This window comes from Rubritalea profundi, from assembly GCF_002954445.1.
GTDB classification, from domain to species: Bacteria; Verrucomicrobiota; Verrucomicrobiia; order Verrucomicrobiales; family Akkermansiaceae; genus Rubritalea; species Rubritalea profundi.
Window position 1 is genome coordinate 171842 of the sequence record NZ_MQWA01000001.1, and the last position, 12989, is coordinate 184830.

At 52.0% G+C, this 12989-nt stretch carries 10 protein-coding genes; 3 read left to right on the plus strand and 7 right to left on the minus strand.

All coding sequences use genetic code 11. The features are described 5' to 3' along the window. Positions 1-1447, plus strand: a 1447-nt coding sequence (locus BSZ32_RS00760; protein ID WP_165788558.1) for a sensor histidine kinase, incomplete at its 5' end; no start/stop codon positions are given. Further along, positions 1444-2115: a response regulator transcription factor gene (locus BSZ32_RS00765; RefSeq protein WP_105041656.1), complete on the plus strand. Its 672-nt coding sequence runs from the start codon at positions 1444-1446 to the stop codon at positions 2113-2115. The genes BSZ32_RS00760 and BSZ32_RS00765, both read left to right, overlap by 4 nt. Before the next feature lie 144 nt (positions 2116-2259). Here BSZ32_RS00765 and BSZ32_RS00770 read toward each other — a convergent pair whose 3' ends face one another. From BSZ32_RS00770 to rpsM, 4 genes are all read right to left on the minus strand, one after another. Further along, complete coding sequence (locus BSZ32_RS00770; protein ID WP_129589520.1) at positions 2260-2697, minus strand: hypothetical protein; 438 nt, start codon at positions 2695-2697, stop codon at positions 2260-2262. A gap of 162 nt (positions 2698-2859) precedes the next feature. Further along, positions 2860-3471 carry a 30S ribosomal protein S4 gene (gene rpsD, locus BSZ32_RS00775; RefSeq protein ID WP_105041658.1) on the minus strand — a complete coding sequence of 204 codons (612 nt, stop codon included), beginning with the start codon at positions 3469-3471 and terminating at the stop codon, positions 2860-2862. A gap of 30 nt (positions 3472-3501) precedes the next feature. Continuing rightward, positions 3502-4086, minus strand: coding sequence for a 30S ribosomal protein S11 (gene rpsK / locus BSZ32_RS19045; protein WP_105041659.1), 585 nt, complete (start codon positions 4084-4086; stop codon positions 3502-3504). A 19-nt stretch (positions 4087-4105) separates the two neighbouring features. Continuing rightward, positions 4106-4474 (minus strand): 30S ribosomal protein S13, encoded by a 369-nt coding sequence (gene rpsM, locus BSZ32_RS00785; RefSeq protein WP_105041660.1) that lies wholly within the window; start codon positions 4472-4474, stop codon positions 4106-4108. A gap of 156 nt (positions 4475-4630) precedes the next feature. On the opposite strand from rpsM, the gene BSZ32_RS00790 reads away from it, so the two are divergent. Beyond that, positions 4631-5194: a 5-formyltetrahydrofolate cyclo-ligase gene (locus BSZ32_RS00790; RefSeq protein ID WP_105041661.1), complete on the plus strand. Its 564-nt coding sequence runs from the start codon at positions 4631-4633 to the stop codon at positions 5192-5194. Positions 5195-5737: 543 nt separating this feature from the next. Here BSZ32_RS00790 and BSZ32_RS00795 read toward each other — a convergent pair. The 3 genes from BSZ32_RS00795 to BSZ32_RS00805 all read right to left on the minus strand — a co-directional run bounded on the left by BSZ32_RS00795 (position 5738) and on the right by BSZ32_RS00805 (position 12822). Beyond that, positions 5738-6835, minus strand: coding sequence for a transposase (locus tag BSZ32_RS00795; protein ID WP_105041662.1), 1098 nt, complete (start codon positions 6833-6835; stop codon positions 5738-5740). A gap of 334 nt (positions 6836-7169) precedes the next feature. After that, a complete protein-coding gene (locus BSZ32_RS00800; protein ID WP_105041663.1) occupies positions 7170-11384 on the minus strand; it encodes a beta strand repeat-containing protein in 4215 nt (1404 codons plus the stop codon). Then, complete coding sequence (locus BSZ32_RS00805; protein ID WP_105041664.1) at positions 11359-12822, minus strand: M6 family metalloprotease domain-containing protein; 1464 nt, start codon at positions 12820-12822, stop codon at positions 11359-11361. The genes BSZ32_RS00800 and BSZ32_RS00805 overlap by 26 nt, the downstream gene beginning before the upstream one ends. Between the last annotated feature and the right edge of the window lie 167 nt (positions 12823-12989).

The window sequence follows — 12989 nt, forward strand, 5'->3', positions numbered from 1 at the left end:
CCTGGACGAGGCTCTGCGCGGGGAGCTTACCCGCCTCGAACGGCTCTACCTAAGCCACCTCGACCGACTCGCAAGTTTGCCACTTAATCAAGCTTCATCTAACAAGAGGCTCAGCGCTGAGGCTGAAAATGTAGCCGGTGTGAGGCTGATCCGTGTTTTCCGAAGCGTGGGCAAGGATTTTACCCACCCTATCGGTCTGGGAGCCGGGCGCCTGCTGGAGATCGAGCTAGAAGGGCGCAAAAAGCCGCTCAATCCGGCCAAATCTGTAATCATTGAGGCCTCACTGCTTGAGCATGGGGTCGCCAAGAACGGATTCTGGCTGGACACCCCCGATGGCAACCTGAGTCTTTTTTGCAAGCAAATCGAAACAGCCGAACGGGGCGGACTGATGGTATTTCTCATCGATCGCCCCTTGATCCAGGCCCGCACCCGCGAGCATCTAGCCAGCTGGATCAAAACCCCGATGCTGCCACTGCGTGAATCAGGAGAGCGCATTGTGATCGAATCCGCCAACGGCCAGCCGCTGATCATCACAGGCCCGGAGCACCACGGGCCAGCAGCCGCGATCATCCCGATCCGCAATGCCTTGGGCGGTTGGCAGATCAAAGGCTGGGACGGCTTACTTGTCACCCGGACCCGTGATCCAGCCACGATGGCGGTCGCCTCGACCCTCGCACTCGGCCTGCTCGCCTCCGGTATACTGCTCTGCATCCAACAGAACCGTGCCCTCCAGCTAGCTGCGAAACGCGTCTCCTTCGTCAACCGGGTCTCCCACGAACTAGGCGCCCCGCTCACCAACCTCGCGCTCAATCTCGACCTCGCTACTGAAACACTGGACTACAACCCTGTCGAAACTCGTAAACGTCTGAGTCTCGTCGCCGAGGAGACCGAACGCCTCGCTCGGCTGGTCGCCAACGTGCTCACATTCTCCCGAACCGAACGCGACGCCCTGCAGCTGAAACCGGTGCGCTGCCTACCCGGAGAACTCATCGCCCGCACACTCGAAAGCTTCCGCCCAGCACTCATGCGCCGCGGCATTGTCATAGAAACCGACATCGCCACCTCCCGTGAGATCTCACTTGATCCTGACGCCCTTAGCCAGATCACAGGCAACCTGATCTCTAACGTCGAAAAATATGCCGCCTCCGGTCATTGGCTAAAGCTCGTTTACCAACAGGAGCAAGACCATATCACCCTAGAAGTCCACGATCGCGGACCCGGCATCCCCGCCGCCGACCGCGAGCAGATCTTCGCCCCCTTCACGCGGGTTCTCAGCACTACTACCGAAGGATCTAGTGGCACCGGACTCGGGCTCACCATCGCCCGCGACCTCACACTCCGGATGGGAGGAAGCCTTGAACTTATCGATTCACCGGATGGCACCATGTTTCGCCTTCATTTACCAACCCAGCCTACCCTAGCCATTATTCCACCCACAACAGCATGACCATCCTCATCGCCGAAGACGACCCACTGACACTCGACGCACTCGCCACCTGTATTAAGAATGACGGCTTCACGGCCCTCCGTGCCCCCGACGGCCGCCAGGCACTTGACCTCTGGCGCAGTGACCAGCCCGACCTCATCTGCCTGGATATCATGATGCCCGAACACGATGGTTACGAGGTCTGCCGCAGAATCCGTGAAAGCGACCCCTCCATCCCCATTCTTTTCCTCTCGGCCAAAAACCAGGAGGTTGACATCGTCGCGGGCCTCGACATCGGTGGCGATGACTTTATCCGCAAGCCCTTCAGCCGCGCCGAGGTTATGGCACGCATCCGAGCCGCCCTCCGCCGTAGTGCCCCGCTCGACCAGGCGGAACAATTCCCGTTCGGCGATCTCACGATCCACCCCCGTGCCCTACTAGCCAAACGCGAGGGCAAAACCATCGATCTCACACCCCGGGAAATCTCCATCCTGCGCCTTCTTCAGGAACAGCGTGGCCAAGCCGTCTCGCGCAATGCCCTATTCGATCGATGTTGGGGGATCGACTACTTCCCCGACTCCCGAACCCTCGACCAACATATCTTCCTGCTGCGCAAAAAAATCGAACCCAACGCCGCCCAACCAACACTCATCCAGAACGTCCGTGCCATCGGCTACCGCCTGCCGTGATCGGCTCACCCGAGCAGACTACCAGAATCACTCCCTGTTTTGACGCTAATGACTAAGCAGTGTTAAACGGCACCCTGAATAGAACTCCTCGATGAAAAATTTGGCTTCACACCTGAAGCAACAGGCTCAATTCCCTCTATCAATTTATACAGAGAATCTTAGAAAGACAGTGAGGCTGGCAAGGACGACTGCTAGCTCTAAATCCTTTTCTGTATAAAGAATTTTCAGAAAAGCGTCTCGACCTTCTATGACCGGTATTAGACTGATACGCTCCGCTACGCGCCACTCACCTTCCCCATCATCCATTTTAAATTGTGCCAACAGTTCGTCACTCGCATGATTTTTACAACTGATGGCTGCTGACTGCTGCTCCGTGGCTGGCTGCAACTCCACTAGATAATCGCCAGCTATACGAATCGGCCCAACTATACTAGTGATGCTAGTTCCTCGCTTCTGCGGAGTGAATGTTCCTATTTCTAAATTCCGGCCATCAGGATAGCGCGCCCACAACTGGCCATTATTGAAATCAAATTCTACAACAAACGTACCAAAATTAACCTCATGCGCTGAAGGCCATTTCAAAAACTTAAAAAGCCGCCCAGTCTTCCAGAGAATCCGAGCTTCTAGCTCTAGTGGCTGCGATGACATGAAAAGCTTATGCCAGTATCTAGGTCATTCGGCAAAAAGAAAAAAGCGCAAGGTGCAGGCACCTTGCGCTTTTTGAAATGTGTAATCTGAGTTGGATTAACGAGAGTAAAGTTCAACAACAAGCTGAACGTTTACGCCGTGATCTGAGTCAGCTGGCTCTGGAAGGCGAGCGATGGTACCAACCATCTTCTCACGATCAAGTGTGAGCCAGTCCTTAAGAGGAACTGCCTGTGTAAGGTCAAGAGCGCGAAGTCCAAGCTGCTGAGAAGAGGCCTTCTCTGCTACTGCGACTTTGTCACCTGGCTTGCACTGGAAAGAAGCGATGTCAGTCTTAACTCCGTTCACAGTGATGTGACCGTGGTTAACGAGTTGACGTGCTGCTGAACGAGTGTTGCCGTAACCTAGACGGTAGCAAACATTGTCGAGACGAGTTTCAAGGAGACGAACGAGTGTGTCACCTGTGATTCCGCGCTGACGCACTGCTTCTGCATAGTATCCACGGAATTGCTTCTCGAGTACACCGAACTGGAAACGAAGTTTCTGCTTCTCACCAAGAGCTACTGAGTAATCGGACTTCTTACGACGACCTGCGCGGAGACCGTGCTGACCGGGTGGGAAGTTACGACGCTCGAGAGCTTTAGAAGGTCCGAAGAGAGCCACACCGAAACGGCGGCTGATCTTGTCTTTAGGGCCAATATAACGTGCCATAATAAAAGTTTGTTAAATAGTAGATTAAGATTATACGCGGCGAGCCTTCTTAGGACGGCAACCGTTGTGTGGTACTGCAGTCACATCTTTGATTGCAGAGATTTCAAGACCAAGGCCTTGTGCAGCACGAACAGCAGATTCACGACCAGCACCAGGGCCTTTAACGCGAACTTCTACAGTCTTGAGGCCGTGGGACATTGCCTGACGGCATGCATCCTGAGAGACAACCTGAGCAGCGTAAGCAGTAGACTTACGTGAACCCTTGAAGCCCATCTTACCAGCAGATGACCAACCGATTGCATTACCATTGTAGTCAGTAACACTTACGAGTGTGTTGTTGAAAGTAGCTGTCACGTGAACGATTCCTGTAAGGATATTCTTGGACTTCTTAGCTTTGTGAATCTTGAGCTCTTCTTCACCAGCGAGTTCAGCGAAAATATCGCGCTTCTTCTCTTCTTTCTTAGGAGCTTCTGCTGCTGCAACCGGAGTTTCAGTAGCTGGAGTCTCTTTTGGAGTTTCAGTAGCCGGAGCTTCTGTCGCTGGAGTCTCTTTTGGAGTTTCTGCAGCTGGAGTTACTTCTTTAGCAACTTCTGTTTCTTTAATTTCTTCAGACATTGTATTTACAGGTCAAAGTTTACTTAGCTGCACCCATTGTGCGTTTCTTACCCTTACGAGTACGAGCATTGGTCTTGGTACGCTGACCGCGGACGGGAAGTCCACGCTTGTGACACTGGCCACGGTGACAGTTGATAGAAGTCAAACGCTTGAGAGCTCCTTGCTGCTCACGACGAAGGTCACCTTCGATAGTGATAGCCTCGGAGGTGATTACCGTAGCAATCTTCACGAGTTGTTCTTCGGCGAGCTTTCCTGTACGGATATCAGCGTCGACGCCTGCCTGCTCAAGAATCTTCTGAGCAGTTGTGAGTCCAATACCGTAGATGTATTGGAGGGAAGCTTCAATGCGCTTCTCGTTGGGAATTTCGGTTCCGAAAATTCTTGCCATGGTAATCGGTAATTTAGTGGTTAGTATTATTGCTCCGCAGAAAATATATGTGCGTTTATGCACAAAGCGGGATGGCTCATTTACCAGAGATTCGACTTCTGGCAAGTGGGAAATAACTATTTAACTCGCTTTTACCCCTAGCTCCACAAAATTCCGATGCCTGACACACTTATAAAGAAACAAAAGCAAGCACTCCGCAGCGAGATGCAAACGATGCTTCAAAACCTCACCACTGAGCAACGCACAGCAAATTCGGCTGCTATTTGTCGCGCTATCACAGCTTTGGTAAGAGCCTCCCCCACTATCCGCACCATTGCCAGCTTTGTAGCACTACCTAGTGAGCCCGATCTTTCCGAACTCCACGCCAGTCTACCAAACCACCGCCTAGTCTACCCCCGCTCACTCGCTGGAGGCGCAATGCATTTCCACCACGTCAACGACCTCAATCAGATGGAGTCTGGCTTCTATAACATCCCTCAACCCCTCGACAACGCTGACACTCTAGTCGTCCCTGCCGAGATCGACCTCTTCCTCTGCCCTGGGTTTGCATTCAGCGAGTCTGGCCAAAGATTGGGGAAAGGTGGCGGCTACTATGATCGTCTCCTCAGCCAGCGCTCCCCCTCCAGCCGTTTAGTTGGTATTTGTTTCCGTGAGCAAGTCACGCAGAACCTTCCAACTGAAGACCACGATATCCTCGTCGATCAAGTCATATCAGCGTGAATGTAGAACCTAGGATGCCGCTACTTGGTGTTACGTTCTACGTGTTAAGCTATCATGTCTATCCTTGATGACTACATCCCAAAACATGGCTATAGTAGTAGAGGCGTTTCATCGAATAGAATAGAGCAACTTACTACCACGATCGGGCCGAAGTCCGTGTCGGCAACCTCCCCAAACATGAAATCTTCAAGCACACGGACGCGATCGTCCGGGTTACCCTAGCGGGAATCTGACTGCTACTGCTAGGTATTTGCTTTTTGCGTGGTGTCCCTGAGGACGTTGTTGGGGAGATCGGAGAGGGGGAGAAAGGGGGTTGATCGCCCAGATCCTGGGCGACTAGGCAGACAAACAAGAACGCGTCGCACACTCACCCTGTGCGCGCGTTTTTTTTTAGCGATGAGGACCCTCGGGTCACAGACCGTTGGCAGAATCAGCATTCGTAGTCCCTATGGTAAGTGTAGTAGGTGTCATAGCTACGTAATCTACGACCCACCGTTGCAAAATGAAAGTCGGACTTCTTACTATAGCTTCGACCCCATATTTTCACAAAATACGGTAAATATCCTTCCTCAAATCTCTAAGACTATACATCCGGGAATCACTAACTTGCCGTAACTTACGTGCTCCTGTCATTCGTTTTGTATGCTGCTCTGGCCGAGCTTCCTTCATTCTATAAAAGAACCTATCCACAAACTCACGGCTGCCTAACACCACGCCATCGGTGAAGTAGCGCGCCTTGCAGTGTAACATTTGCGCAGCACTCAGCTTGCCTCCTGATTTCAGAATTTCCTCAATCTCGCTCGCGCTAAAACCATTCCGCTTTTTACGACGCTTCGCTTTACTCTCGCCCGGTACTCCTTGCTCCTCTTGATCGGCTGCCGCCCCCTCCTCAACCATCATCATCCGGTACTCGCCCATCACCTCTTGCCAGGTCTCAGTCAGAGGTTCGTTTATCGCATAGCCATCAGGCTTTTGCATCACCTCTAACAACCCTTGCTGAGCAAGCCCGACCCCAGCACAAGCCTCGCCGTAGCTGCACCATCTATAATCCTTCGGATCCGCCACCATTCCAGCACGCACAGGATTGAGATCAATATAGGCCGCTGTCATCCGCGCGGCATAGCCATCCTCCACTAACACACTCCTAAACCTCCCCTCCCACAGCGTGCCAGTCTTACCCTTCCGCTTATTGTACCACTGAGTGAATTTCTGTTTTATTGCCTTCATGAACTCGGACAAATCACACATCCTCCGCGTGTAGCGCTCCTTCAGCTCCCGCACCGCGAGCTTCCGATCCTCTTTATTCTCAATCGCCCGACACTCAGCCAGCCAGCGCTTCACGTCCGCAAGGTGCTCATCGCTATAAATCAAAGCCAACTTCTCTAAAAAGGCGGCATCTGAAAGCATTCGCTTAGGTTTTGGTGGCACCTTCACCAAGATATGCACATGGTTACTCATCAGACAAAACGCCAACACCTTCACCCCGCAATACGCTTCATATTGCCGCATAGTCTTCCTAAAAAACTCCTTTTCCTCCTTCTTAAAAATAAACGTTCTCCATACGACTCTTGAAAGGCAGTGATATACTGACGCACAAGTCTCATGCTCCGGGGCTAGTAAATATTTACGCGTAACTCTCATGATCAGGGGAATCACAACAACTCGAACACAACGCACAAATCATTGATTACCTACGATATACACAATATCATAAAACCATTCAAGCCTTTTCCTTACTACTGCTCTGTCCCCCTATTTAATACTTAATATATTTATATACTGCTCTGTCCCCCTATTTAATAGGTGTTGGAGTGTGCCTAGATGAGGCACATGCCGAGGCGAAAAGCTCAGCCAATTCGACGAATGGGCAACGCGTCCCCGCGACCACATGGCGGCCGAGGTGCGATATCAAAGCAGGTTCTAAAACAGACAAGCGAGGGACTTGATCTTAAGATCAAGCCCCTTCTAGCTTTTATCAAGGAGCCAGACTCCCGCTAACCCTACCAAAGAGAGAAGAAGCTGCTGCTGGAATAGTAGCCTGCACTTCATTGACATTACCGTTCGCATTAATCACGAAAACCACGCCACTGACGGTGCTACTTGTTTCTGGAATCACAACTGTGTTATTCGTCCATAAATCGGCCACTCCCAGATCCTGGCTGTATTGGATGCTTAGCACAGAGCTACCACGGCTGACTGCGTTGAGGCAGTTGAAGGTCATGACCAAATCAGCTCCATCAGCTGAATTTCCTGCGGGCAGCAAATCTTGTGCATTGGTGGCCGGTTGAGTTGCTCCCAACAACCAGGCAACTCCATCCGAGACGCCGTCATTGTTGGTGTCTGCCGTAAAGGTGGTGCCGCCGCCCGCCCACGACTCGAATTTAGAAAGCACGGTGAAGGTCGCTGAGCCTGTATGAGATGATCCGTCATCAACGACCAGCGTGAGATTGCTGCCTACGACCGTAGGGGTGACGCTAACCCCAGTCAGTATACCATTCAGGAAGCTTGCTGAGGTACCGGTGACGCCAGCGGTTCCTGCAAAGTTGACCGTTCCGGTGAAACCAGTGACGGTTGCATTGGCGACGTCTTGTGCCGTAATAGTGATTCCGGTGATCGGAGTGCCGACAGTTTGCGTTCCGGTGATAGTTGAGATGGCGAAGTGATCGACGGTGGAGCTAGGAGTTCCTCCGGATATCATCAATTGGACGTTGTCAAATGTAGGCTGATCCTGCCAAGCAGACCCTGGAGTATGCTGCAGACGGATGGCGAGGCGTTCTCCGGCGTTGGCTGTCGGCGTCACTTCCAGATTGTCGGTGTAGGACATGTCCGAGGAGCCATCGTTATTTCCTACAATAGTTCCGAGAACCGTTTCTCCCCCCACGCCGTCGATTGCGAGGAGTGTGGCGGTGTAGGAGGCGTTAGATCGTGTAGGTACGGCGGCTACGTGGAAGCTCAGAGTATAGGTCGAGCCAACCGTCACTGTGTCGCTGAGGATCGACGCGCTGGTGGTTGCATGGGCACCGCCACCAAGGTAGCATGTTAATGCCTGTTCGCCATCCGGAGTACTGGTAAAGTTTTTTGAGGTATCATTCTCATCGGAGATATGGACGTAGCCTGGATGTTGAACGGTGTTCCAACCTGTTGGGTCGGTAGAACCATCATCGATGACGTTCGGGTTCTCAAAGCTCTCAGTGAAGATCGTGATTTGAATGACAGATTGAAAATTCCAGGTTGTATCGTCGGTAATGCCTGCAAACGGACTACCAATCAGATCCGTGACTGCCCCTGCGTCAAGTTGCACCGCATAGTTCTTGCCTACCAATAGGTCATTAGTCGGATTGATTGTTAGTATAGTTCCGCTGACCGATACTTGTGCACCGTCGGTAATATCAATCACCGTTTGCGATAGATCGGTGAGATTCTTGAGTGTAATGTTACCTGTGCCGATCGCAATGTTTTCATCAAATGTCACCGTTAGGTTCGAAGCGATGGCAACACCCGTGGCACCATCCGCGGGATCCAGCAAGGTGATAACAGGCGGGGAGCTCAATACCCATTTTGCGTAGAGGGAGGTAGCTGCATTATTTGTGTAGCTGGCACCTCCGGCGTAGTCAGTGCCGTTCCCATCTGTCTGAGTATTCCAGCCAGTGAATATGTAGCTGGTCTTGACCAGTCCACCAGTATTGCTGGCTAAAGTAAGAGGTTGATCATAGGTCTTGACTTGGTTCGGGGGAGCTGCCCCGCTGGTATTCCCGTTACCATCGTAGCTCACCGTGTAGGTCTCAGGAGTCCATTGGGCGTATAAGGTGGTAGCTGCATTGGTGCTGTACGTCCCGCCACTTGAGTAAGGGGAGCCAGAGCCATCGGCCGCGGTATTCCAGCCGCCAAAGGAATGACCCGCCTTCACCAATGAACCTACGCCAGAAAGCGTTAGATTTACTCCGTGAGTCTTGGTTTGATTACTTGGCGTAGAGCCTCCCGTATTACTATTGCCATTGTAGCTAATCGTATAGGTGGTGATCGCCCATTGTGCGTAGAGAGTTACAGCAGAATTCGCACTATATGACGCACCAGCAGCGTAGGGATTACCACTGCCGTCGGTAGCGGTGTTCCAACCTGTGAAGGTGTATCCTGTTTTAACTAGGTTACCGCTGTTAGTGGCCAAGGTCAGATTCACTCCATCGGTTTTGGTTTGGTTGGAGGGGGGAGTGCCAGAGGTCGCTCCATTCGCTTGGTAACTCACCGTGTAAATAGGCACCGCATTCCACTGGGCATGGAGCGTGGTTGCAGTGTTTATACTAAAAGTGTTTCCAGATGAATATGCCGTGCCCGATCCATTTGCCTGAGTATTCCAGCCAGTAAATGTATATCCCGTCTGGGTGAGATTTCCGCTGTTTGAAAGGACGGTGACCGTAGCTCCATCAGAATAAGCAGTGGAGTCAACAGGAACTGCTCCGCCATCATGTCCATTACCATTGTATGTGACGTAGTTCCCTTCTGGAGTGAAGACTACTTGATCCACCCATGCGTTGTCAGTGCCGCCATCGACATCCCAGTCCTTGCGGTATGTCCATTTTACCACATTACTTCCAGCAGGAATAGTCACGGTTTTTTGAACCCAGTTTACATTGCCGGATATTTTCGCAAGCGCTCCAGTCTGTATTGTATTATTTATATAAAACTCGAGGAAGTCCCAGCCTGATTCGGAAGAGACCTGCCACCAGAAAGTCATAGTGCCGGGGCCGATGAGGGTGGTTTCCATCGAGGAACTCTGGCTATCGGTGATGTTACCGCTCTCGGCAGCATCCGAACTATCATGGGTCGTGGTGGTCTGCCTGAACCACTCGGCTTTGCCGCTGGTTGACCAGGATATGCCGGTGGTGTCGAGGGCAGCGGCAAGGAGGTCTTCTGCAATCGTAAAGTTGGTGGTGCTTTCATCCGATTTGGCGCCTGGCTCAAGGCTGGTGACCCGGATTTTGTAATCCGATCCCAGAGTTTGTCCGCCCGGGACGGTCCAGCTGAAGGAACCGTCGTTGGCTGTGGTTGCAGCGAGCGTGGTGTTCAATGCCCCGCCCTTGAGCAGTTCGATTTTAACGTTACCACCCAATGATGAGGCCCATGTTATGTCCTGAGTGGTATTAAGGAACCAAGTTTCACCGCCAGTCGGGGAGATGAGGATCATATCCGTGCTTTTAACCGTGAAGCTGACCGGGATGGTGAGCGGGGAGTTGTTTGCTTGAGCTGAAGTGACCGTGATCGTGTCGTTGTAAGTGCCGGGCGACAACGAAGTAGCATCAAAATTGACATAAATTGTGTCGGTTTCACCAACGACTGTTCCTGAGGACGGCGAGATCGAGAGCCATGATTGCGTTTTGCTGACGATGTAATTCATTGCACCACCACCGGTGTTGCTGACTCCGAACGATGCCTGCGGTCCGACCGTGCCGGTAATTCCGATCTCGCTGATCGAGGCGGACGTGAGTGCCATCACGGGCTGTACAGCGATGACCAAGGTCACCGTGATGGTCTTTGAGGTCGGTGATGCACCCGGATCCGTCACTGTGATCGTGCCGGTGTAGGTTCCGGCAGACAGACCGCTGCTGTCAAAATTAACCGTGATGGTGTTGCTGCCTGTATCCACTGATCCGGAAACCAGGGTGCAGGAAAGCCACGTCTGGTTGTCGGTCACACTGTAGTTGAGCGTGCCTCCCTGGCCGTTGCAGATGGAGAAGGTCTGGGACGGCGCCAAAGCCCCAAAATCGCTATAGCCATAGATGTTAGAACGGCTTAAGGAAATGCTTGGAGAACCACTCGGAGAACCCGCACCCGCAATAAAGGTCATGACCGAGCTGTCTGAGCTAATGCTATGAACGATTCCTCCTGAATTGGTGCCACGGCCACTAGCATTCCAAAATTTTAGAGAAGGAGTGGTCGCGTCTGAGATTTGATTCTTATCACTACTCTTAAAAGCATCATAAGTTCCAGGGGTCGGGTTATCATACCAAGGCGTCTGCGCGGCCGAGGGGTTTGCCTCCAAAACCAACAGCTCATAGGGCTTGGTATAATCTGCGTTTGGGCTATCAGCGGTAAAGATGGTCGACCGAGTATTTGTACCATGCTCACGAAGGTGATAAGCCAAAAGACCTGTGGACGGGTTGACGCTTCTACTGTGCCCCCCGTAAGCCTTCATATCCAGTGTTATCTCTGACCTCGAACATGAAATATTCTCGCGGCTCAGAAGGATTGAGGTATCGGTAAAACAGATTATTGTCCACCTGCACCGTACAGCGTTGGCTGCTCGTGCTATCCAGCTCAACAATATCCGCCCAGCCAGAGGCTGTCTTGAGATACGGATCGATGTTGGTGGGGTGGTAACCGCTGCCTCCGTAACTACCCCCAGCCATCAAAGAAAATTTCCCAACATTGGAAGCGTTTCCATCGTAGGAATATAGATCAGGATACCCCAGTAGCATGTGTCCGTTCTCATGACAAACCGTACCAATCTTCAAGGTTGAGGCCGTTCCAATATTGGTGATTTGATAATCGTAGATTTGCATCCCAGCACCTACACTTTTCGATGGCGACAGAACCCAACGGTGCGGCCACAAACCCTTCGCCCAGACACCGCTGTCATCCCCTGCAAAGAAAATGTTACACGCACGGACATTGCCACCGCTCTTGGTGGTCAATGTGGAAAAGTCATATCCGTCGGCAATGAGCACATCCAGTGCATCATTCAGCAACAAGCGCCCGCACAAGCCAGAGTCGACACTCGTGTCATCATAATAGGTCTTCGGTTGCGGGACACGAACGTAATAAGTAACATTGTTGCTATAGCGCAGCCTACCACCGGATTGGATGAAGAAATAATCGTAGATAGAGCCACTGTTTCCAAAGCCGGTGTAATTCGGCTTATTGAAGTAGTCATCCACCTGCGGCTGAGTCACAGCCGTGCCGGGATCATCAGAAAAGTCGACAAGAATGGTCAATCCGACCACATCTCCAGTCAATGTGAACGAAGGGGGTCCCATCTCCGGCCCCGTTTCCCCGGTGGACTCACCCTTAGGAGATGCCATCTGTGGTGCTGGAGGCACCTCGGAATCAGGGAAGATCGTCCCCAGAGGAATGGCAAAACCCTTCTTCCCGTTTTTTTCCTTCTTTCTGACTTCTGATTTGAAGGAGCGGTAATTTCGATTGGCAGCTTTGACGGCCTCCCAGCGTTCCCCCTGCTTGACCACGGCCTCGAAAGCTGCAGCATTTTTGCGTGCCTTGGCCGCCTTGGCGGCGGGATTGATCTTGAGGCCTTTTGCTAACCCCAGAGTCTTAGGGTCAACCTTGCCGACCGGCTTGCCGGTTGCGGCCAAGTCATTGCCATCGGGAGTCAGAGTGGCGTAATGGTAGGTTTTGGTCGCCGGATCAAAGATGGCGGTGTAGCCGTCTGCTGTTTCAGTGCGACCGTAGAATTCGTCACCGAGCACACGCAGAGACAATTTTGTGCCGTCGGGCTGCTTCCATTCGATGCTCCTGCCCTCCGGGCCATAGGGCGCAGAGAGAAGACCTCCTGTGGTTAAAATGAAAACGAGTAACGCTCTAAGAAGCAAATTTGGTTGTAGAAAGTATCGGTTCATGGTGTGGTTTTGATAAGCCTATAGAAAATTAATACGTGTGTTGGCTTAGATGCAAAATATATATATAATGTACTTTGTCCCATCATTTCAAATAAAGACAAACTGCTAGGAATTTGCTTTTTGGCTGAGGTGATTAAGGGCATTGTGCTGGGGGGAGTTAGGGGGGT